The 21,065-nt window shown below is 63.0% G+C and carries 17 protein-coding genes; 12 read left to right on the top strand and 5 right to left on the bottom strand.

Annotated elements, in window-relative coordinates:
• Positions 1-113: 113 nt before the first annotated feature.
• Positions 114-929: a UDP-2,3-diacylglucosamine diphosphatase gene (locus AC1DZP_RS16240; protein WP_477303738.1), complete on the top strand. Its 816-nt coding sequence runs from the start codon at positions 114-116 to the stop codon at positions 927-929.
• Between the two features lie 105 nt (positions 930-1,034).
• Positions 1,035-2,249 carry an MFS transporter gene (locus AC1DZP_RS16235; protein WP_477303736.1) on the top strand — a complete coding sequence of 405 codons (1,215 nt, stop codon included), beginning with the start codon at positions 1,035-1,037 and terminating at the stop codon, positions 2,247-2,249.
• Here AC1DZP_RS16235 and dgcA read toward each other — a convergent pair.
• Positions 2,220-3,203: an N-acetyl-D-Glu racemase DgcA gene (gene dgcA / locus AC1DZP_RS16230; protein ID WP_477303734.1), complete on the bottom strand. Its 984-nt coding sequence runs from the start codon at positions 3,201-3,203 to the stop codon at positions 2,220-2,222. The two genes, AC1DZP_RS16235 and dgcA, sit on opposite strands and share 30 nt — an antisense overlap.
• Positions 3,204-3,281: 78 nt before the next feature.
• Between dgcA and AC1DZP_RS16225 the strand changes: the two genes are divergently transcribed.
• The 4 genes from AC1DZP_RS16225 to AC1DZP_RS16210 all read left to right on the top strand — a co-directional run bounded on the left by AC1DZP_RS16225 (position 3,282) and on the right by AC1DZP_RS16210 (position 7,368).
• The gene (locus AC1DZP_RS16225; protein WP_477303732.1) at positions 3,282-4,469 is read left to right on the top strand and encodes an MlaE family ABC transporter permease; all 1,188 of its coding nucleotides are present in this window, start codon (positions 3,282-3,284) and stop codon (positions 4,467-4,469) included.
• A 1-nt stretch (position 4,470) separates the two neighbouring features.
• Positions 4,471-5,292 (top strand): ABC transporter ATP-binding protein, encoded by an 822-nt coding sequence (locus AC1DZP_RS16220; RefSeq protein WP_477303730.1) that lies wholly within the window; start codon positions 4,471-4,473, stop codon positions 5,290-5,292.
• A gap of 14 nt (positions 5,293-5,306) precedes the next feature.
• The gene (locus AC1DZP_RS16215) at positions 5,307-6,680 is read left to right on the top strand and encodes an MlaD family protein (protein WP_477303728.1); all 1,374 of its coding nucleotides are present in this window, start codon (positions 5,307-5,309) and stop codon (positions 6,678-6,680) included.
• A 79-nt stretch (positions 6,681-6,759) separates the two neighbouring features.
• Entirely contained in the window at positions 6,760-7,368 is a 609-nt protein-coding gene (locus tag AC1DZP_RS16210; RefSeq protein WP_425352293.1) for an ABC-type transport auxiliary lipoprotein family protein, read from the top strand.
• Between the two features lie 158 nt (positions 7,369-7,526).
• Here AC1DZP_RS16210 and AC1DZP_RS16205 read toward each other — a convergent pair whose 3' ends face one another.
• Positions 7,527-14,006: a kinesin gene (locus AC1DZP_RS16205; protein WP_477303726.1), complete on the bottom strand. Its 6,480-nt coding sequence runs from the start codon at positions 14,004-14,006 to the stop codon at positions 7,527-7,529.
• A 271-nt stretch (positions 14,007-14,277) separates the two neighbouring features.
• Between AC1DZP_RS16205 and AC1DZP_RS16200 the strand changes: the two genes are divergently transcribed.
• The 3 genes from AC1DZP_RS16200 (at position 14,278) to AC1DZP_RS16190 (ending at position 16,281) form a co-directional block, all read left to right on the top strand.
• Positions 14,278-14,646 carry an Hpt domain-containing protein gene (locus AC1DZP_RS16200; RefSeq protein ID WP_457150771.1) on the top strand — a complete coding sequence of 123 codons (369 nt, stop codon included), beginning with the start codon at positions 14,278-14,280 and terminating at the stop codon, positions 14,644-14,646.
• 99 nt (positions 14,647-14,745) lie between these two features.
• Positions 14,746-15,066, top strand: coding sequence for a 2Fe-2S iron-sulfur cluster-binding protein (locus AC1DZP_RS16195; RefSeq protein ID WP_095085095.1), 321 nt, complete (start codon positions 14,746-14,748; stop codon positions 15,064-15,066).
• A 186-nt stretch (positions 15,067-15,252) separates the two neighbouring features.
• Positions 15,253-16,281, top strand: coding sequence for an NAD(P)/FAD-dependent oxidoreductase (locus AC1DZP_RS16190; protein WP_477303724.1), 1,029 nt, complete (start codon positions 15,253-15,255; stop codon positions 16,279-16,281).
• Positions 16,282-16,314: 33 nt separating this feature from the next.
• On the opposite strand, the gene AC1DZP_RS16185 is transcribed toward AC1DZP_RS16190, so the two are convergent.
• Entirely contained in the window at positions 16,315-17,793 is a 1,479-nt protein-coding gene (locus AC1DZP_RS16185) for an MDR family MFS transporter (RefSeq protein WP_477303722.1), read from the bottom strand.
• A gap of 217 nt (positions 17,794-18,010) precedes the next feature.
• Complete coding sequence (locus AC1DZP_RS16180) at positions 18,011-18,649, bottom strand: DUF922 domain-containing Zn-dependent protease (RefSeq protein ID WP_457150768.1); 639 nt, start codon at positions 18,647-18,649, stop codon at positions 18,011-18,013.
• Between the two features lie 119 nt (positions 18,650-18,768).
• Here AC1DZP_RS16180 and folP point away from each other — a divergent pair, with 119 nt between their 5' ends.
• Genes folP through folK form a run of 3 tightly spaced genes read left to right on the top strand, consistent with a single transcriptional unit; the run spans position 18,769 to position 20,479 of the window.
• Positions 18,769-19,620: a dihydropteroate synthase gene (gene folP, locus AC1DZP_RS16175; RefSeq protein WP_457150774.1), complete on the top strand. Its 852-nt coding sequence runs from the start codon at positions 18,769-18,771 to the stop codon at positions 19,618-19,620.
• Positions 19,621-19,623: 3 nt separating this feature from the next.
• The gene (gene folB, locus AC1DZP_RS16170) at positions 19,624-19,983 is read left to right on the top strand and encodes a dihydroneopterin aldolase (RefSeq protein WP_095085091.1); all 360 of its coding nucleotides are present in this window, start codon (positions 19,624-19,626) and stop codon (positions 19,981-19,983) included.
• Positions 19,967-20,479: a 2-amino-4-hydroxy-6-hydroxymethyldihydropteridine diphosphokinase gene (gene folK, locus AC1DZP_RS16165; RefSeq protein WP_477303720.1), complete on the top strand. Its 513-nt coding sequence runs from the start codon at positions 19,967-19,969 to the stop codon at positions 20,477-20,479. Before folB ends, folK begins: the two co-directional genes overlap by 17 nt.
• Before the next feature lie 28 nt (positions 20,480-20,507).
• Here the strand turns inward: folK and AC1DZP_RS16160 are convergent, their stop codons facing one another.
• Complete coding sequence (locus tag AC1DZP_RS16160; RefSeq protein ID WP_477303718.1) at positions 20,508-21,053, bottom strand: DUF924 family protein; 546 nt, start codon at positions 21,051-21,053, stop codon at positions 20,508-20,510.
• Positions 21,054-21,065: the final 12 nt, after the last annotated feature.

Genomic DNA, 21,065 nt, shown 5'->3' with positions numbered 1-21,065 from the left:
TTCTCCTTGTGAGCCGGCGGCAAGCTAGTCCTTCGGCTGGACCAATCGCAACCGTCATACGGTTGTTGCATGAATCGGGGCATAGCCTGCGCGAAAGCAAGGGTGAAATCGCGATGTCAGGCCAAGAGCCCCGCACTTTCCGCAGCATGTTCATTTCCGACGTTCATCTCGGCTCGAAGGCGGCCAAGGCCGAATTCCTGATCGATTTCCTTAGATATCACGACGCCGACATCATCTATCTGGTTGGCGATATCGTCGATGGCTGGCGGCTGCGGCGGAGCTGGCACTGGCCGCAAAGCCACAATGATGTCGTGCAGAAATTGCTGCGCAAGGCGCGCAAGGGCGCCAACATCACCTACATCGCCGGCAATCACGACGAGTTCGCGCGCCAGTTCCAGGGCGTGCATTTCGGCGGCATCGTGGTCGCCGACCGCGCCATCCACGAGACCGCCGACGGCAAGCGGCTGCTCGTGATCCATGGCGACCAGTTCGACACCGTCGTCCACAATGCGCGCTGGCTGGCCTATCTTGGCGACCACGCCTATGACGCGGCCATGCTGGTCAACCGCGTGGTGACGCGGCTGCGCCAACTGCTTGGCCTGCCGTATTGGTCGTTTTCGTCCTGGGCCAAGGTCAACGTCAAGAAGGCGGTGAATTTCATCGGCTCGTTCCAGACCATGCTTGCGGAAGAGGCGCGCCGCTCGCATGTCGACGGCATCATCTGCGGCCATATCCATCACGCCGCCATCGAGAATTTTGGCGACATCCAATACATCAACACCGGCGACTGGGTGGAAAGCTGCACGGCGGTGGTCGAGCATTTCGACGGCCGGATGGAAATCCTGACCTGGGCGCAGGTGCTGCCCGAGGCGCCGGACGAACCGTTTATCCCGTTGCTCCTCGAAGACCGGGTCGGGCAGGCGGCCTGACGCGGATCAATCGATTAGGCCAACCGGTTTCGCCCGGTTTTCGCCCATGTTAAGGGATCGATACACGTTGCCATCCAGTCGAGTGCAGCGTTATTGGATCGATTCATGTCGCTGCCGCCGCTTTCGCGTGAACAACTCGTCAAGCCGCGCCATTTCGAACTGCGCATGAGCCTGATCTTCGCGACGCTGTTCGTGCCGCTCGGAACGCATGTGCCCTATTTCCCGCTGTGGCTGCAGGCCGAGGGTTTTCATCCCGAGCAGATCGCCGCCATTCTGGCGGCGCCGATGTTCCTGCGCGTGCTGACGACGCCGTTGCTGACCGCACTTGCCGACAGGGCCAGGGACCGCGCCGATATCTATGTCGCGCTGGTGGCGGCGTCACTGCTGCTGTCGGCCGGTTATTTCCTGACCCCGAGCTACGCCATGGTGCTGGCGGTGTCGCTGGCGCTGACCATCGTCTGGACGCCGCATTCGCCGATCGCCGACTCGCTGGCACTTTCGGGTGTGCGGCGGTTTGGCTCGAACTATACGAGCATGCGAAAATGGGGCTCGATCTCCTACCTGTTCGCCAATGTCGCCGGTGGCTTCATCCTGTCGGCAACCGGCTCCGGGGCCGTTCCGGTGATCATCTTCGTTTCACTTGCCGCGGCCCTTGCTGCCGGCTTGCTGGCGCCGCGTCTCGGCCGTCCGCGACGCGCCTCGCCGCTGTCGGCGACCGACATCCAGCACGTGGCGCCAAAGCTTCTCAACCCATATTTCCTGTATTTTTCGATCGGTGTCGGCGTCATCACCGCCAGCCACGCATTCCTGTACGGCTTCGTCTCCATCTACTGGAAATCGATCGGCCTCAGCGATTCGGTTGTCGGCCTTTTGTGGGCCTGGGGCGTGGTGGCGGAGGTCTGCATGTTCATGATGTTCACCCGCTATTTCAGCTCGTTCTCCGTTGTCTCGATCATGGTAATGGCGGGTATCGGGGCGATCGTGCGCTGGATCGCCTTTCCGCTTGTGTGGCCGCTCGGCCTCGGCGTTGCCGGATTTTTCGGCGTTCAGACGCTGCATTCGGTCTCAGTGGCGCTGGTGCTGATCGGCCTGCAGAAGATGATCGGCGAAACGGTTTCCGAAGAGCGGACAGGTGCTGCGCAAGGCATCGCCTATTTCTCCAACGGCTTCTTTATGGCGGTGGTGACGCTGGCGTCCGGCCCGCTTTACCACCGCTTCGGCGTCGACGGCTTTTTTGCCATGATCCCGATCGCCTTGATCGGTCTGGTGCTGATCGGACTTGCGGCGCGCTCAGCCCCACAGCGCCGTATCAGGCGGTGACACCAGCGATCCCTGGTAGACAAGGCCGGGCACACGGTCGCGGGCAAGCAGGAGCGGACCGTCGAGGTCGACGAAATCGGCATCCTGGGCGAGCAATACCGCCGGCGCCATCGCCAGCGACGTGCCGACCATGCAGCCGACCATGACGCCGAAACCGAGTTCGCGGGCGCGATCGCGCAGCACCAACGCCGCCGTCAGTCCGCCCGATTTATCGAGCTTGATGTTGACGGCATCGTAGAGGCCGACCAGCGCTTCGAGATTCTCAGCCTCATGCACGCTTTCATCGGCGCAGATCGGTACAGGATGCGCGATATGGCGCAGGATCTCGTCTTTGCCGGCCGGCAGCGGCTGTTCAATCAGCGCGATGCCTTGCTCGGCGGCAAAGGCGAGGTTCGCGGCGATGTTGTCGTCGGTCCAGCCCTCGTTGGCGTCGAGGATGATACGGCTGTCGGGTGCGGCCTGCCTGACGGCGCGGATACGGGCGACGTCGTTGTCGCCGCCGATCTTGACCTTGAGCAGCGGCCGCGCCGCATTGGCACGCGCCTGCGCCGCCATCGCATCCGGTTCACCCAACGACAGCGTGTAGGCCGTTTCAAGTGACCTTAACGATACAGCGCCAATGGCAGCAGCCACCGGGATTCCGCCGATCTTTGCTTCCAGATCCCACAAAGCGCAGTCGATAGCGTTGCGGGCAGCTCCGGCCGGCATGGCGTCGAGCAGGGCGCTCCGGCTGATGCCAGCGGCGATCCGCTCTCGCATGGATTCGATCGCCTCATGGACACCATCCATGGTCTCGCCATAGCGCCTGTAGGGAACGCATTCGCCACGGCCAACGTGGCCGTCTTCGCTGATCGTGCAAGTGATGACCTCGGCTTCGGTCTTGGAACCGCGTGAAATGGTGAAGGTTCCGGCGATCGGGAAACGTTCTGCCTCAACCGAAATGACACGCGCCATATTTTTCTGCTCCGGCTATGCAACAACGGGCGAGTCGGCAAATCGACAGCTTGGTTCCGTCAGGCTAAACAGGACGCCATGTTGACCATCGGCAAGCGCGACGCAAGCGGCACGACCGCGGGGGAGGCTGACCACGAACCGCGCGTGGCGATCGGCGAGGAGGACGGCGTTCTCGGCTGCGTCTTCTCGGGAATCTGGACGACACGGACCGTCGCGCTTATCGACGCCGACATGCGCAAGATCGAGAAGCGAAGTGGTTTCAAGACCTTGGCGCTCGATCTTTCCAACATCGAGAAGATGGATACCGCCGGCGCCTGGCTGATCGACCGGCTGGTCTGTGCCTTCGAGAAGAAGGGCGTCAAGATCAGCATGCAAGGCCAGAGCGAGATTGCCAACATCCTGCTCGATGCGGTGGGCGAGGCCGTCCGGCGCGAACCCGAATCCGGTCCGGCACGGCCACCCAACATCATCATTCGCGCGCTGGAGGCGGTCGGCCGGCGCGTCTACGAGATGCGCGACGACTTCCTCGCCTCGATGAACATCCTCGGCGCCACCATCCGCGGCGCGCAGATGAAGCTCGGCCGTGGCCATGCCGTCAACCCGGCGGCGATCTTCAACCAGATCGACCGCATGGGCGTCGGCGCCATTCCGGTGGTGGTGCTGATGTCGGCGATCGTCGGCGCCATCGTTGCCCAGCAGGGTGCCTATCAGCTCAGCTATTTCGGCGCCGATATCTTCGTCGTCGACCTGGTCGGCGTGCTGATCCTTCGCGAGCTTGGAGTGCTGATGACGGCGATCATGATCGCAGGCCGCTCCGGCAGCGCGATCACTGCCGAGATCGGCTCGATGAAGATGCGCGAGGAAGTCGACGCGCTGAAGGTCATCGGCCTCAACCCGATCGGCGTGCTGGTCTTTCCGCGCCTCGTGGCACTGGTCATCGCCTTGCCGTGCCTCACCATCATTGCCAATTTCGCGGCACTCGGCGGCGGCATCGTCGCAGCTTGGCTGTACTCCGATATCGCACCTGCTGCCTTCATCGACCGGCTGCGCGTCGCCATCGATCTCAGCACCATTTTCGCCGGCCTGATCAAGGCGCCGTTCATGGCCATGATCATCGGCACGATTGCCTCGGTCGAAGGCATGAAGGTCGGCGGCAGCGCTGAATCGCTCGGCCAGCACGTGACCGCCTCGGTGGTTAAGTCGATCTTCGTCGTCATCATCCTCGACGGGCTTTTCGCCATCTTCTACGCAGCGATCGAGTTCTGAGATGGCGCTGCTGAGCAGAAAAAAAGCGGTCGCGATCGCGGACGAAACGGGCGAGGGCGACATTGTGCTCTCGGCGCACAACATCACCGTCTCGTTCGCCGACAAGCTCATACTCGACAAGCTGTCGCTCGATATCCGGCGCGGCGAGATCCTTGGCTTTGTCGGTGCCTCGGGCGCCGGCAAATCCGTTCTGCTGCGCACCATTCTCGGCCTGACGCGCAAGCAATCGGGCACGATCAAGCTGTTCGGCGTCGATGTCGAGAAGGCGAGCGACGTGGAGCGTCTGCGCGTCGACATGCGGCTTGGCGTGCTGTTTCAGCACGGCGCCCTTTTTTCGGCGCTGACAGTGCTGGAAAACGTCCAGGTGCCGATGCGCGAATATCTCGACCTGCCGCGAAAGCTGATGGACGAACTGGCGATGCTCAAGATCGAGCTGGTCGGGCTGCCGCCGGACGCCGCGCAGAAGTTTCCGTCCGAACTTTCCGGAGGCATGATCAAACGGGCGGCGTTGGCACGGGCGCTGGCGCTCGACCCCGACATCGTCTTCCTCGACGAGCCGACATCCGGCCTCGATCCGATCAGCGCGGCGGAGTTCGACGAACTGGTCGTCAAGCTGCGCGATACGATGGATCTGACCGTTTATATGGTGACGCACGATCTCGACACGCTTTTCACCGCTTGCGATCGGGTGGCCGTGCTCGGCAAGAAGAGAGTGCTGGTCGAAGGCACCATTGACGACATGCTGAAGAGCGAGGAGCCGTGGGTAAAATCCTATTTCCGCGGAAAACGCGCCAGGCAACTTGATCTTGCGGCGCGCGCATAGCCATAAGTGGGACAATGGAAACCAGAGCCAACTACGTTATTGTCGGCATTTTCACGCTGGCCGCGATCCTGGCGGCGTTTGCCTTCGTCTACTGGACGGCGGCGATCGGCGACAAGGGCGAGACCACGTTGCTGCGCGTGCGTATTCCGGGCTCGGCTTCCGGGCTTGGCCGCGGCAGCTTCGTGCTGTTCAACGGCGTCAAGGTCGGTGACGTCAGGCGCGTCTATATCGATGTCGACAATCCGACCGTCGCCATTGCCGACACCGAGATCGATCGCCTGACGCCGATCACCAAGTCGACGCAGGCCGATATCGGCCTCGCCGGCCTCACCGGACAGGCCAATATCGAACTCAAGGGCGCTGACCCCAAGGAAGTAAAGCTCCTCGACCAGGCCGAGAAGGAAGGCAAGGTCGCCGAGATCGTCGCCAACCCATCGGCGGTGACCAACCTGCTGCAGACGGCACAGAACATCTTCTCCCGCGCCGACAAGGTGCTTTCTGAGCTTGAAGGCTTCACCAAGGATGTGCGCGGGCCGCTGACGCAAACCGTCAAGAACGCGCAGACCTTCTCAGATGCGCTGGCCAAGAATTCGGACGGCATCGACAAGTTCCTCTCCAGCGTCAGTGCGCTCTCCGACGAGCTGAAAGGCGTTTCTGGCAAGCTCGACGGCACGCTGAAAGCAGCCGAAGGCCTGCTCAATGCCGTCGACAAGGACAAGGTCAAGAGCATCGTCGCCAACGTCGATACGGCAACTGCGAATCTCAAGCAGACGTCGACGCAGCTCGACGGCGTCATCAAGAATGTCGACACCGCTGTCGGGTCCGTCAACGATTTCGCCAAGCAGACGCAAGGCACGCTGGCCAAGGTCGATGGTGTGCTCGACGGGATCGATCCGGCGCAAGTGCGCTCCGCACTGGCCAACATCCAGAAAGCCAGCGAAAACGCCAACAAGGCCGCCGCCGACATCGCTGAGGTGACCGACAAATTCGCCAACCGGGCCGACGACATCGACCAGACGATCAAGGATGCCAAACAACTCGCGCAGCGGCTCAACGATGCCTCGGTGCGTGTCGACGGCATCCTCGCCAAGGTCGACACCTTGCTCGGATCGGGGCAGGCCGACGGCGTGATGGCCGACGCCAGGGATACTCTGAAGTCGTTCAAGCAGGTTGCCGACACGTTGAATGCCCGCCTGGGCGTCATCACGGACAATCTGGCACGCTTCTCCGGCCAGGGGCTTTCGAATGTCGAGGCGCTGGTGCAGGACAGCCGCCGTTCGATCAGCCGCATCGAGGAGGCCGTAACGGATCTCAGCCGCAATCCGCAGCGCATCCTTTCGGGTGGCGATGGCGAGGTTCGGCAGTTCGATGGCAGGGCGCGGCGTTGACTTCGGCTCCGGCACGCCTCAAGAACATGAGCTGCGAAAGCGGGTTGATCTTACGATCCGGGGACAACGGGGATCGCGCGTGAAGTCTGTGTGGGTGAGAACGGGCGGGTTGACATCGGCTGCGGCACTGCTTGCCCTGACACTAGCGGGTTGCGCGGTGTTGGGCGGCAAGCCTGCGCCGCTCGACACGTTCGAGCTGTCGGCGCCTTCGGTCGACGCGCATGGCCACAGCCGCCGACAAATCCTGATCGCGCAGCCGTCGGCACTCAAGGCGTTGGACAGCCAGAACATCGTCATCAAGCCCTCGGATCGCTCGATCCAGTATCTCAAGGGCGCGCAATGGGCCGACCGGCTGCCGCTGATCGTGCAGGCGCGGCTGGCCGAGACGTTCCAGCGCTCAGGCAGCTTTGCCGGCGTCGGCAAGCCGGGTGAGGGCCTGGCTATCGACTACCAGGTAATTGTCGAGGTCCGGTCTTTCGAAGTCCGCGTCGACGGCGGCGAGCACGCTGAGGTCGACCTGTTCGTGCGGATATTGAACGACCGCAATGGCGAGGTGCGCGCCTCCAAGAGCTTCACCGCATCGGCGCCCGTTTCAGGCAGCGGCAATCCTGCCTATGTCAGGGCGCTCGACAGCGCGTTTGGAGATACCGCCAAGCAGATCGTGCGTTGGACGGATTCGGTCATCTGATCGCCGTAAACGCTTGATCACCCAACGTTTTTCATAATGCGGGCGGCTGAAGCCGTGCAAGGGACGCGGCGTTTGCGGACGTACCGAAGAGCACAAAATCGGCTGAAATGAAAAAGGCGGGAAATTTCCCGCCTTTTTTCTTTTGCCCTATCGCCCAATCAGTGCAGGCGGCCGCTTGCATGGGCCAGCATGGTGTAGACCTTGCCGGTGTCCGACGTCAGATAGGTCTGCGCCATGATGTTGTCGCGGTCGTTGCGCGAGACATCCTTGAGCAGCTTCTCGAAATCGTCGCAGTAGCGGTCGACGGCAGTGCGGAACTCGGCCTCCGCCTGATACTTGCGACGGATCTCGTCGAACGTCTGCTGGCCCTTCAGCGTGTAGAGCCGCCGCGTGAACACGTCACGCTCGCCACGCCGGTAGCGGTTCCACAGTTCGATCGAAGCATCGTGGTCGATGGCCCGCGCGATGTCGACGGAGAGCGAGTTCAGCGATTCCACGACATGCAGTGGTGAGCGCTGGGCAGGAGCCGCACGCGGTGCTTCCGCGGGCGTTGCCGGCCTGGCGTCCTCTTCGCGCGATGCCCCGGTCAGGAGATCGCGCACCCAGCCGCCCTGTGGTGTACGGGCGCCGGCTTCAACACGCGGGCGCGGTGCCGCCTCGGCCGGACGCTCCAGGTCGAGCGTGCCGCGCAATGGAGCGCCGCCCAACGGCGCCTGGGGTGTGCGCAGCTCCGGCTGCTGTGCCGGTGGTGCACGCCGTGGTGGCTCGGCAGGGCGTGCGGCCGGCGCTTGCGGTGCCGGGCGAAGATTGCGTTGCTCGGCGGCATCGCCGCCGCGACCGGACTTCGCAACGATCTCCGAAAGCTCTTTCAGAGCGTTGATCTGCTCGGAAACGGCGCGGCGGATGGCCGAGGTCGATTCCTTTGCCTCTTCCGGCATCTCGATGACGCCCTTCTTGAGCTCGGCGCGGGTAAGGTCGAGCTCGCTCTTGATCGAGCCCGCGGTGCGCCGCATCTCTTCGGTCGCATCGGCGAAACGCTTGGTCGCCGAATCGACGACGTCGGTGATGGCGTTGCGGATCTTGTCGGCCGACTCCATCGTCTTGCCCTCGGCGTTCTGCAGCGTCTGGCCGACGAGATTCTCGAACGAGCGCATGACCCTTTCGAGGTCTTCCGATTTCTTGACCAGGCCGACGGCGAGATCCTCGAGCGACGACTGCCTTTCGAGCGTGTGCTCGAGGTTGCTCTGGGCCGAGCTCAGCAGGTCCGAGGCGCTGGCCAGCAGGCGGCTGTGCTCGTCGAACTTGGTGGCGATCGAAGCGACCTCGCGCAAGGTGGACGACGACAGTTCCGTCAGCCTTGTCGTGTTCGAATCGACCAGCCGTGCCGAGCTGGCGAAGGTTTGCGCGGCCTTCTCGGTGGTGGCGGCGAAGCTTTGCGTGCTGCCGCTCAGACGTTCGTCGACCTGGCCGAGATTGACCGCGGCCTGCTCGATCAACTGACCGAGCTGCGAGCTGGACGTGGTCATGCGGCCAATGAGATCGGCGACGCTGTCGGACAGCGAAGAACGGGCGCCTTCGACCGCCGACAAGGTCTCGGCGGTGCGGTTGGCGAGCGCGTTGACAAGTGCGGCATTCTCGCTGCGCAGCTTCTCGGTGGCGCGTTCGGTGACCTCTTCCATGCTCTTTTGCAGTTCCGAACCGCCTTGGGCGAAGCGCTCGACCAGCGGCCGCGCGGTTTCGTCTAGGATCTTCGACATTTCGGCCGAACGCGCCGCGAGCATGGTGTTGAGCTCGCGGGTGTTGGCGCCGATCGTCTTGGCGGCGTCGTTGGTGCTCTGGCCAATATGCTGGCCAACCGCGGTGAAGGTCTCCGCGATAACATTGGCGCGCGAGACGAGTTGCGCCTCGGCATTCGCCACCTGTTCGTTGATCCTTTGGCCCATCGTCTCGGCCGTGTAGGCGAGGCGGTTCTCGACGCCTGAGACCTGCTCTTCGACACGGGCGGCCGCAGCCGCCGCGCTCGATGCGAGCCGCTCGTCGGCGCCGGTAAGCGCCTGTTCGATTTCGCGGGCATGCACGGCCATTTCCTGACCGGTCCGCCTTGCACGTTCGGCGACCCTCTGCTCGGTGTCGGCAAAGGCGCCGACGATGGTCTCGGCGTGCTCGCCGATCGTCGACGAGCTGCTGGCGATGCGCGACACCAGACGCTGATCGGCTTCGTCGAAGATGCGACCGATTTCCGACGCACGGCTCGACAGCGCTTCCGAACCTTCGGCGATGCGCGAGACCAATTGCTGGTCCGCGGCATCGAAGATACGGCCGAGATCCGATGCACGCGCGGCAAGCGCCTCGGCCGATTCGCCGATGCGCATACCGAGCCGCTGATCGGCGCCTTCGAAATTGCGCAGGATGTCGCCGGCGCGGGCGGCCAGCGACTGTGCGGTTTCGACAGCGCGCGCGACCAATTTCTGGTCTGCCGCATCGAATGCGCCGGCGATCTCGCTGGCACGGGCAGCCATATGGTCGGCGGTGTCCTGAGCCCGGGCGGTAAGCTGATCGGCGGTTTCCTGGGCGCGGGCGGCGATCTTCCGGTCTGCCACGTCGAAGGTACCGGCGATCTCGCCTGCACGAGCGGCCAGCTGGTCAGCGGTTTCATGGGCGCGGGCCAGCAAAGAGCTGGAGGTGTCATCCGCGCGGGCAAGCAAGGCGTTCGACGTATCTTCCGCACGGGTGTGGAGGCGGCGATCGGCTTCCTCGAAGGTGCGGGCGATGTCTTCGGCCCTCGCCAGCAGGGCGGCGGAGGTCTGCTCGGCGCGCTCGGCGATCCTGCGGTCGGCGTCACTGAACGCAGCACCGGCCTGCTCATGCAGCGTGCTGGTGATTTCCAGGACCTTTTCGCGCAACGCGCCGGCAACGAAGACCGCACTTTTCTCGAGCACGGCTCGGACGTTGTCGACGCCTGTCGAGAGCGCACGCTCCATGGTGCCGGCGCGCTCCTCGATGACGCCGGTCTGGCGGCTGAACGCCTGCTCGATCTTCTCGACATCGGCAGCGATCGCCGCAGAGATATCGGTGCTCCTGGCGGCGATCTGGTCGATATGGCCCGACAGCGAGCGGTCGACGTCCTGGCGGGTCTCGGCGAGCTTGCCGAGATCGTCTTCCAGCGCGCGGGCCAGCATGTTGCGCCCTTCCGACAGCTTGCCGACATGTCCTGCGATGATGTCGTCGATGTCGCTGCGGCTTGCGGAAAGCTTCTGCAGGTCGGCTTCCAGCGCACGCTTGAGGATATCGCGGCCTTCGGCGAGTTTCTCGACTTGGCCGGCGACCAGTCCGTCGATGCTGGAGCGACTTTCCGCCAGCTTGGCGAGATCGTCTTCGAGCGCCTTCGAGAGGGTCGAGCGCTCCCCGACAAGTCTTTCCGAATGGCTGTTCACCAGGCCGCTGACGTTTTGGAGATCAGCCTCGAGTGCCTGGGCGAACTGCGCCCGGTCATCGACCAGTTTCTGCGACTGGTCGGCAACGGCGCCCGTGATCGCATTGAGGTCGGCTTCCAGCGCGCGCCGCAGGATGTCGCGGCCTTGCGACAGCTTCTCGACTTGACCGGCAACCAGCCCGTCGATGCTGGAGCGGCTTTCGGCCAGCTTGGCAAGATCGTCTTCGAGCGCCTTCGACAGGGTCGAGCGCTCTCCGACAAGCCGTTCCGCATGGCTGCCGACCAGGCCACTGACGTTTTCGAGATCAGCCTCGAGTGCCTTCGACAGCGTCGAACGATCCTGGGCGAGCCGTTCGGAGTGGCTGTTGACAAGGCTGTTGACGCTTTCGAGATCGGCCTCGAGCGCACGGGCGAACTGCGCCCGGTCATCGACCAGTTTCTGCGACTGGTCGGCAACGGTGCTCTGGATCGCATTGAGGTCGGCTTCCAGCGCACGCCGCAGGATGTTGCGGCCTTCCGACAACTTCTCGACCTGACCGGCGACCAGCCCGTCGATGCTGGAGCGGCTCTCCGCTAGCTTGGCGAGGTCATCTTCAAGCGCCTTCGACAAGGTCGAACGATCCTGAACGAGCTTGTTCATGTGGTCGGCGATGACGCTGTTCACATTCTGCAGGTCGGCTTCCAGCACCCGCGAAAGCTGCCCGCGATCCTCGGCGAGCCTTTCCGACTGGCTGGCAATGACGCCCTTGATCGTGTTCAGATCGGATTCCAGCGCCCGCTTGAGAATGTCGCGGCCTTCGGCGAGCTTCTCGACCTGGCCGGCAACCAGGCCATCGATGCTCGATCGGCTTTCGGCCAACTTGGCAAGGTCGGCCTCGAGCGTCTGCGACAGCAGGCTGCGATCTTCGACCAGCCGTCCCGCATGGCTGTCGATCAGGCCGCGTATGCTGGACAGATCGTTGTCGAGCGACTGGGAAAGCTGCGTGCGGTCGTCCGCCAGCTTGGCGGAATGGGCTTCGATCAGGCTCTTGATGCCGCTGATGTCGTTTTCCAGTGCCTTGGCGAGCACGGCGCGACCCTCGGCGATCTTCTCGACCTGGCCGGCGACGAGACCGTCGATGCTGGCACGGCTGTCGGACAATTTGCCGAGATCGGCTTCCAAAGCGCGCGACAGGATGCTGCGGCCCTCGGCCAGCTTGCCGACGTGTCCAGCAACCATTTCATCAATGATTGTACGAGCTTGTACCAGTTTTCCCGAGTCTTCGTTCAAGGCAGCGGAGAGCCTGTTGCGGCCTTCTTCCAGCCTTTCAAGATGGCCGCCGAGCGACGCATCGATGGCCGCCCGCGATTCGTTGACCTTGCGCAGATCCTCCTCGAGGGCGCGCGCGATCAGGCTGCGGCCTTCGGCCAGCTTCTGCACCTGGTTGGTCACCGCGGCATCGATGCCGGCGCGGCCTTCGTCGAACTTCGCCAGGTCGGCCTGCATGGCCTCGGTCATGCGATCGCGGCTTTCCGAAAGCTTGCGGCTGTGGTTTTCGACGGCTTCCTCGATTCCTGCGCGGGCGTCGGCAAGCCGCTGAATGTCGCTATCGAACGAACGCGATACGACATGACGCGCGGCTTCCATACGGCCGGCGAAGTCGCTGGCGCGGGCTTCGAGCATGGAGGAGGTCGAGGTGACGATGTCGGCCATATCGGCGCCGATCTGGGTCTTGCCCTGATCGATCATCGCCGACAGAGTGTCCTTGCTCTCGGCAAAGGTGTGCGCGATTTCGCGGGCACGCTCGACCAGCGTCTCATTGATCTGGCGGGCGCGGGCCTCGAGCGCTGCGTTGAGCTTCTGCGTTCCGGTGTCCAGCGCCTCGGCGCGGGTCTGGAATTCGCTGATCAGCGCCTGGCCGCGTTCTGCGAGCGTCCGCTCGATGCCGTTGAGGCTGGCCTCGAATTCGGAATTGAGGGTGCGCGCGGCACCGCCGAGCAGAGACACCATGCCGGTGGTGCGATCGTCGAGGAGATCGGTCAACGACCGTGTCAGGCCGTCGGTGGTGTCGGTCAGTTTGGCTATGCGGGTGTCGAGCAGGCTGGCGAAGGCCTCGCCCGAGGTCGACAGCTTGTCGGTGATCGTATCGAGCCGGCCTTCCACCGAATCGAAGATCGACAACGAGCTTTCATTGATGCGGTCGATGAGCGTGTCGCCGGAATTGGTGATCGTCATCGACAGCTTGGTCGACGCATTGAGGATGCTGTCGCGGATGATGTCGGAGGCGGCGCCGATCTCGTCCTTCAGCGTCTCATGCGCGCCGGTGATCGAGGCGCGGACGCGCTCGGCATGGCTGACGACGGCTTCACGCTCGCTGCCGAGCCCGTCGACCAGCGAACGGATGCGGGACTCATTCTCCGAATAGGAGCGCTCGATCTGGTTGACCTCGCTGTGGACCAGCGTTTCCAGTTCGACGGCGCGGGCAAGCGTGCGCTCGATGCCTTCGCCCATGGCGGCGACCTCGCGACGAACGGCCTGGCCGATCATCATGACGCGATCCTGGGCAAGGTTTTCCGGCTCGGTCAGTCGGAAGGCCACTTCGGTCATCGACTGGGCGGCAATGCGCATTTCCTGGGCGCGGCGGATCATCGCCGCGAAGGCCCAGAACAGGATGACGGGCACAATCGCCGCGACCGCCAGACCGATCAGTTCGGGACGGGCAAGAAACTGGTCGAGCGTGCGGATTCTCCAGATGCTCGGTCCGAAGAGGAGGTTGGCCAGACCGCCTGCACCGGCGAACCAGGCGAGTGAGACGAAGGCAACGACCCAGTAAATGGTGTTCGAGGCACGCCTGTTGAGGCTGTGCAAGAGCGTCTTGTAGTCCTTCTGGCGATCGTCATTGGCTGGCGCGAAACCGGCGGGCTGGGCACCATTGCGTGTTTCGACGGGGCGCAACTCGGCGGGCTTGGGCTGGGGCGCGGGTTTCGTGGCCTCACTACGCGCGGCCTGGCTCTGATTGACTGCTGGCGCCGGCTTGTCGTTGCGTCCCTCGCGCGCCAGTTCGTCGGCGGCCTGAGATATCTGCGCTTCCAGATCTTCCATCGAAGCCGCGATGTCGAGGTCGCCGTCGCCGGCATCGCTGCTGAGGTCTAGATCAAGCGCCTTTTCCAGTTCCCTGGCCACATCGTTGTCGAGAGTTCTCGTCGTCGTTGTTTTCTTTGCCATGCCTTCTACCCTGTACTAGCTGCTGCGGGCTTATAATTGTGTTTTTATCGTACCCCGCGCAGGAGGCTGAAAATGGACCCCTCGTATCGTAATGACACAGGGGGGTAAAGAAAACATGCATTCCGCGAGATACGTAAAACTTTAAATATAAGGTTAACGGAAGCGTGATTTCGGCGCCGCTTTCGCAACATTATTCCCCGCCACTCATTAACCCGTTGTCCACTGGAATCGCCTAGTTTTCCGGGCGATCGAAGAAACGGAGTTCGAGTTCATGCGTGGCGAAAGCGGCATTGCCTTCTCAATGCCCGGGGGCGACGTATCCGGACCTAGGCGGTCACGGCCGGTCGATTTGGCACACCTTGCCCGCCAGACCATGGGCGACCGCAGCCTCGAGCAAGAGGTGCTGGCGCTGTTTGTACAACAGGCCCTGTCGGTGCGCGAGAAAATAGTCGATGCCGACATCAAGGACCGGCTTCTGCTTGCGCATGGGCTGAAGGGTTCGGCACGCGGTGTCGGTGCCTTTGCCATCGCCGATTGCGCCACCGAGATCGAGCACCGGCCGGAAGACAACCAGACGCTCGGGCGGCTTGGCGCGCTGATCGACGAAGTGCGCGATTTCATCGCCGCCATCAGTCGCTGAACCCGGTTTGCGGAAAAACGTCACCGAGCGGCGCTTTCGCGCGCAGTTGACTTGTCAGCCGGAGTGATTATCTCGGCTGAGACTCCCTTCAGGTGACAAATGACAAAGCTGACTTTCATCGCCCATGACGGCACACAATTCGACATGGACGCCGAGAACGGCTCGACGGTCATGGAGAACGCGATCCGCAACGCGGTGCCGGGGATCGAGGCGGAATGCGGGGGCGCCTGCGCTTGCGCGACCTGCCATGTCTATGTCGACGAGGCATGGACGGCTCAAGTCGGCGAGCCGGAAGCGATGGAAGAGGACATGCTGGACTTCGCCTACGACGTTCAGCCGAACTCGCGGCTGTCGTGCCAGATCAAGGTGCGCGACGCGCTAGACGGTCTGGTCGTGCGGGTGCCGGCCCGCCAGGGCTGAGACACTGATTTTTGCCGGCTGCTGCTTGGCAGCGGCGGATTGCTCATGCAGTGTCACTCGGGTTCCGCTACAGCGCCGCGCGTCGTCTTGGACGCGCAAAGGACGCTGTAGCACTTTTATTTGGCGCATGATCCTTTCCGAAAATCGATTGCGATTTTCGGGGTCATGCGCAGCGAGGCACACCGCATGACCGACATCACCAAGACAGACGTCCTCATTGTCGGGGCAGGGCCGGTCGGCCTGTTTGCCGTGTTCGAACTCGGTCTGTTCGACATGAAGTGCCACCTGATCGACATCCTCGACCGGCCGGGCGGCCAATGCGCGGAACTCTATCCGGAAAAGCCGATCTACGACATTCCAGGCTGGCCTTCGATCTCGGCGCAGGGACTGGTCGACAAACTGCTCGAGCAGATCGCGCCGTTCAAGCCTGACTTCACCTACAACCGCATGGTTTCCAGCCTGGAAAAGCTGGAGGACGGCAGCTTTCGCGTCACCACCGACGAGAATGAGGTGTTCGAAGCCAAGGTCGTGGTGATTGCCGCCGGCGGCGGTTCCTTCCAGCCCAAGCGGCCGCCGATCCCGGGCATCGAACCCTATGAAGGCAAGAGCGTCTTCTACTCGGTACGCAGGATGGAAGATTTTCGCGGCCACGACCTTGTCATTGTCGGCGGCGGCGATTCGGCGCTCGACTGGACGCTCAACCTGCAACCGGTGGCCAAGAGCGTGACGCTGGTGCACCGGCGGCCCGAATTCCGCGCCGCACCCGACAGCGTCAACAAGATGTATGCCATGCAGGAGATGAAGCAGCTGGATTTCCAGGTCGGGCAAGTGACCGGACTGACCGGCGCCGACGGCCAGCTCTCATCGGCTGTCATCAAGGGACCGGACGGCGATGTCGAAGTGCCTTGCACGCGCATGTTGCCGTTCTTCGGCCTGACCATGAAGCTCGGGCCGATCGCGGAATGGGGGCTCAATCTTCACGAGAACCTCATTCCGGTCGATACCGAGAAGTTCCAGACATCGGTGCCCGGCATCTTCGCGGTCGGCGACATCAACTGGTATCCCGGCAAGTTGAAGCTGATCCTGTCGGGCTTCCACGAGGTGGCGCTGATGGCGCAGGCGGCCAAGCGCATTATTAGCCCCGGCGAAAGCATCGTGTTCCAGTACACGACCTCGTCGACCAGCCTGCAGAAGAAGCTCGGCGTCGTCGACTGAGCCGCTGGATCGGATCAGTTTCGCCGACCGCTTCTATTCCGCCATCACCGGAGCATGGTCGGCCTGGCCACGAAGTGGCTTTTCCGGCATCAGGCCGAGCGTGATCAGCGCCAGGAGCAGCGTTACCGCAGCGACAAGGAAGATCATTACGAAGGGCACCACGGAAATAGCCTGTCCGACGGCAAGCGTGCCCTCACCGGCAAGCGGCAGGCCGTAGCCAAGCGCGACAGCGCCGAGCATGGCGACACCGAGCGCGCTGCCCAGCGAGCGCAGGAAGGTCAGAACGCCGGTTGCGACACCAAGGTGCGCGCGATCGACAGCATTCTGAACCGATACGGTGGCGACCGGGAAGGTGGTTCCGCTGCCCAGGCCGATGCAGATCGTAAGGACCTCGACGACCAGCAGCGAGGCGTGCCCGGCAACCAGGGCAAGCAGTCCGAGACATAGGATGGAGAAGAACACGCCGACCATCGCGATCCGCTTGTAGTGGACGAAGCGCGGTATTGTCCGTCCGCTGAACGTGGCGCCGGCCACGGTGCCGAGGAGAAGGCCCAGCATCGCCAGACCCGACTCGCTGACCGAGAGGCCGACAATCGACTGCAGATAGACAGGCAGATAGACCGCCAGACCTATGTTGGCGGCCTGCAAGAGGAACATCGACGATGTGCCGGCGAGAACGATCGGGTTGCCCAGCACTTCAAGCGAGATGAGTGGTTCGGCCGCGCGCAGCAGCCGCAAGGCAAATGCCACCCAGAAAACCACCGAGACGGCGAGCAGCCCAAGAATTTCGCGCGACAGCCATGGATATTCGCTGCCGCCCCAGTTCAGCGCCAACAGCAGCAATGCCGTGGCCACGACAAGCAGCAGCGCGCCGAGGGCGTCGATGCGATGCTGCTTTGCGGCAATAGGCAGCTTCTTGAGCGGGTTGTTGATGATCGCCATGGCCAGCAGGCCGAGCGGAATGTTGATCCAGAAAATCAGCGACCAGTGCAGATGTTCGGCGAAAGTGCCGCCGAGCAGTGGCCCGGCGATGCTGGCGACAGCCCAGGTGCCGGAGATCCAGGCAGCGTAGCGCGCCCGTTCGCGTGGCGGAACGAGGTCGCCGATGACAGTCTGCGTCAAGGTGAAAAGGCCGCCACCACCGGCGCCCTGGATCGCCCGCCCGACAACCAGCACGAACATGTTGGGCGCCATGGCGCTGACCAGCGAACCCAGGAGAAAGATCAGGATCGCCGCATAAACGGTGGGCCGGCGGCCATAGACGTCGGAAATCTTGCCGTAGAGCGGTGCCATGGCGGTCGCGGTCAAGAGGTAACCGGTGACGACCCACGGCAGGTATTGCGCATGGCCGAGCGCATGCCCGATGGTCGGCATGGCAGGCGCCACGATGGTCTGATCGAGTGCCGCCAGCAGCATTGACAGGAGCACACCGGCGATGATGGCGTTCTTTTCGGCTTCGCTCAGTGGCACGCCGGCTTCCACCATCGTTGGCTTGTCGACAGCCTGATCCATGATCGTTCATCCGTAAGCTTGCGATTGACCGGCACTGTCCGGCCGTTCCGGTCCCTTTGACCGTTTTGATCGCATTGGCGTTTTGAAGCCCTTGCCTGGCGAGCCCTGCTATATGTCGTTCCGTAATAGGCCGATTTCGACAGGCGCCCGAAAGTTTTTCGAGGCTGGCACTACGCTTCGGTGGATTTGGCTTTCGCCGGCGCCGCTGGTTTCCGAGTCAAGCCGGTGGCAGCTGACCCCTCTCGATGCGTTCGATGCGATAGCGCAGCAGCCTCAGGATGCGGCTTTCGAAATTGACGCTTTCGACACGGTCGAACTGCAGTTGCGCACGGTCATGCCTGGCCAGAACTGCCGCGGTGATTTCGGCGGCCTTGGCCTTGGCAGCGTCGCAATTCCTTTGTGGGTAGGTGGCTTTCAGGTCCTCTTCGAGTTCCCGGCCATGGTTCTTGGCAATTTCGACATGGCGCTCTTCATGGCGTCTGATGTCGGCGGCCAGCGTGTCCCAGAACAGCCTGACATCGGCATCGGCCTTGCGCGGGCGGCGCCATTCGGGAAGGATCACCTTCACCTTGACGGTCACAACCGCGTCGGCGATCCGGCAGGAGTTCGAAGTCTTGGCATAGCTGATGCGGGTGGTGAAGGCCATCTGGGTGGCGCCCGGGTGCCGCGTGCCCGTGCTTTTGACCTCCGGCCCGCGTTTGGAGAGTTGTGCCTCGATGTCGTCGAGGGTGCTGCCGCCAATGGCGAAATAGCTGTACGTCTTGACGAGATTGGCCGCACCAGCCGGGACGGCAGTGGCGGCAAGCAGCAGCGCACAGAGCAGGGATGGTTTCACGCCAAGCATGGATCGGTTCATCATGTTGCCTCTTCGACCACCTTGCTTTACGGCCGTTGCCAGCGCAACGGAATTGATCCGCAGCGGATCACACATCGTTGATGAGCCTCTTGATTGATGAGCCCATGATTGCTGAGCAAATGACGGCTAGGCGATGGCAGTTGGCGCATGGACGCCATCTCGACCTTGGCGGCAAAGCCGTGGTCGTCGGCATCCTCAACGTCACCCCCGACAGTTTTTCCGACGGCGGACTGTTCGACGCCCCCGAAAAGGCGTTGGCCCAGGCACGGCGCATGATGGGGGAAGGAGCACTGGTCGTCGATGTCGGCGGGGAATCGACCCGCCCGGGCGCCGCCGCGATATCGGCGAGCGACGAACAGGCCCGCATCCTGCCGGTGATCGAAGCGCTGGCGAGCGCCGGCGGGGTGCTGATTTCGGTCGATACCTACCGCGCCGACACCGCCCGGCTCGCGGTGGCCGCCGGCGCACACATCGTCAACGATGTCTGGGGGTTGCAGCGCGAGCCCGACATTGCCCGCGTCGCCGCCGACACCGGCGCCGGGCTTGTCATCATGCATACCGGGCGGGGCCGCGAGAAGCTGCCGGACGTGATTGCCGATCAGTTGGCGTTCCTGCGAAAATCGCTGGAAATCGCCCGCCAGCATGGCATCGCCGACGACCATATCGTGCTCGATCCCGGATTCGGCTTCGCCAAGGAGACGGCGGAGGAAAATCTCGATCTGATGGCGCGCTTTTCCGAGCTCAGTGCACTTGGCTTGCCGCTGATGGCCGGTACCTCGCGCAAGCGCTTCATCGGCACCGTAACCGGCCGCGACGCGGCTGGCAGGGGTGTCGGAACGGCGGCGACCAGCGTCATCCTGCGGCTCAAGGGCGCCGATCTGTTTCGCGTCCATGATGTCGCATTCAACGTGGACGCGCTGGCGCTCGCAGATGCTATGCTGGCGCGTCAAAGCGACCAGGCGAGAAACTGAGCGATGTATGTCATCCGCATGAAGAATTGCGCATTTTTTGCCCGGCACGGCGTGCTGGACGAGGAGGAAAGGCTCGGCCAGCGCTTCTATGTCGATGCCGCTCTCACCGTCGATCCCGGCCGGGCGCTTGTCGATGATTCCATCGAGGACACGGTCAACTACGGTATCGCTTTCACGGAGATCGAAAAGATCATCACAGGACAGCGCCGCTTTCTGATCGAATCCCTGGCACTCGAGGTCGCCCGTGCACTGACAGCGCGTTTTCCGCAGATCAAAAAAGCCGAGATCACGGTGCGCAAGCCAAACGCTCCGGTCCCCGGTGTGATCGATTACGTCGAGGTGACCGTTGTCTGGCCCGAATAGCACGGTCTATCTCAGCCTTGGCGGCAATCTTGGCGACCCGGCGAAATCGATGGGCGCGGCGCTGCGCATGCTGGATGCCGACGCAGATATGCGCGTCACCGGCGTCTCTTCGCTCTATCGCACACCGCCCTGGGGCAAGCTCGATCAGCCGGATTTTCTCAATGCGGCTGCCGAAATTTCCACCGGACTGGTGCCGCGCGCCTTGCTCGACCTCTGTCTGGATGCCGAGCGCAGACTGAAGCGGGTGCGCGAGGAGCGCTGGGGACCGCGGCTGATCGACATCGACATTCTGGTGTTCGGCGACCGCGTCATTCACGAGACCGGACTGGAAGTGCCGCATCCGCGCATGCTGGAACGCGCCTTCGTGCTGGCACCGCTGGCGGAGATCGCGCCGGGCCTGGTTGTCGGTGGCCGCAGCGTCGCGGACCGGCTGGTCGCGGTCGACACTTCCGGTATCGAGCGATTGCCGTCCGGCCGGGATTGGTGGCTGGTCTGATGCCCGGGCGGGGCGACAGCAGGAGCTTCTAACCGGAGAAGCCGCCGCCATCCAGGAACGCCTGCTCCTGGGGTGTGGTCTCGCGGCCAAGCATCCTGTTTCGGTGCGGAAAACGGCCAAAATTCCGGATGATGTCGCGGTGCTCGAGCGCATATTTCAGGTTGAACTCGGCTTTGGCCTTGTGCAGCTCGACCGATACCTCCTGGTCGGCAAGGTTTTCCGAATGCTCGAACGGCAAATACAGGAACACGCGGACTTCAGGTTCCAGTGCCAGATCATGGCCGGCCGCGACGGCCTTTTGAGCAAAATACTTCGCCAGCGGATCGGTCGCGCACATATGGCCGGTGCCGCGAAAGCAGTTTCGCGGAAACTGGTCGAGCAGGATCATCAACGCCAGCGAGCCTTCGGCATGTGCCGACCAGTCGTCGCATTCACGCCGCGCGGCGGCATAGTGGAGATCGAGAAAGCGGTTGCGGAAGTCGGCATCGAAAGCCTCGTTCTTCTCGAACCATGCATCCTCGCCTGCGTCGCGCCAGAATTTGGTGACCGACAGGGCCCTGCTGTCCAATTCCATGCATAATTCCTT

The organism is Mesorhizobium sp. P2_F8 (assembly GCF_056403655.1).
Note: the sequence above shows the minus strand (reverse complement) of the source record. Positions and strands in the feature narration are given on the sequence as shown.

Excerpts from the sequence above, each read along its gene's own strand:
- AC1DZP_RS16240 (WP_477303738.1), top strand. The coding sequence starts at position 114 with ATGTCAGGCCAAGAGCCCCGCACTTTCCGCAGCATGTTCATTTCCGAC.
- AC1DZP_RS16235 (WP_477303736.1), top strand. The coding sequence starts at position 1,035 with ATGTCGCTGCCGCCGCTTTCGCGTGAACAACTCGTCAAGCCGCGCCAT.
- dgcA (WP_477303734.1), bottom strand. The coding sequence starts at position 3,203 with ATGGCGCGTGTCATTTCGGTTGAGGCAGAACGTTTCCCGATCGCCGGA.
- AC1DZP_RS16225 (WP_477303732.1), top strand. The coding sequence starts at position 3,282 with ATGTTGACCATCGGCAAGCGCGACGCAAGCGGCACGACCGCGGGGGAG.
- AC1DZP_RS16220 (WP_477303730.1), top strand. The coding sequence starts at position 4,471 with ATGGCGCTGCTGAGCAGAAAAAAAGCGGTCGCGATCGCGGACGAAACG.
- AC1DZP_RS16215 (WP_477303728.1), top strand. The coding sequence starts at position 5,307 with ATGGAAACCAGAGCCAACTACGTTATTGTCGGCATTTTCACGCTGGCC.
- AC1DZP_RS16205 (WP_477303726.1), bottom strand. The coding sequence starts at position 14,006 with ATGGCAAAGAAAACAACGACGACGAGAACTCTCGACAACGATGTGGCC.
- AC1DZP_RS16200 (WP_457150771.1), top strand. The coding sequence starts at position 14,278 with ATGCGTGGCGAAAGCGGCATTGCCTTCTCAATGCCCGGGGGCGACGTA.
- AC1DZP_RS16195 (WP_095085095.1), top strand. The coding sequence starts at position 14,746 with ATGACAAAGCTGACTTTCATCGCCCATGACGGCACACAATTCGACATG.
- AC1DZP_RS16190 (WP_477303724.1), top strand. The coding sequence starts at position 15,253 with ATGACCGACATCACCAAGACAGACGTCCTCATTGTCGGGGCAGGGCCG.
- AC1DZP_RS16185 (WP_477303722.1), bottom strand. The coding sequence starts at position 17,793 with ATGGATCAGGCTGTCGACAAGCCAACGATGGTGGAAGCCGGCGTGCCA.
- AC1DZP_RS16180 (WP_457150768.1), bottom strand. The coding sequence starts at position 18,649 with ATGAACCGATCCATGCTTGGCGTGAAACCATCCCTGCTCTGTGCGCTG.
- folP (WP_457150774.1), top strand. The coding sequence starts at position 18,769 with ATGACGGCTAGGCGATGGCAGTTGGCGCATGGACGCCATCTCGACCTT.
- folB (WP_095085091.1), top strand. The coding sequence starts at position 19,624 with ATGTATGTCATCCGCATGAAGAATTGCGCATTTTTTGCCCGGCACGGC.
- AC1DZP_RS16160 (WP_477303718.1), bottom strand. The coding sequence starts at position 21,053 with ATGGAATTGGACAGCAGGGCCCTGTCGGTCACCAAATTCTGGCGCGAC.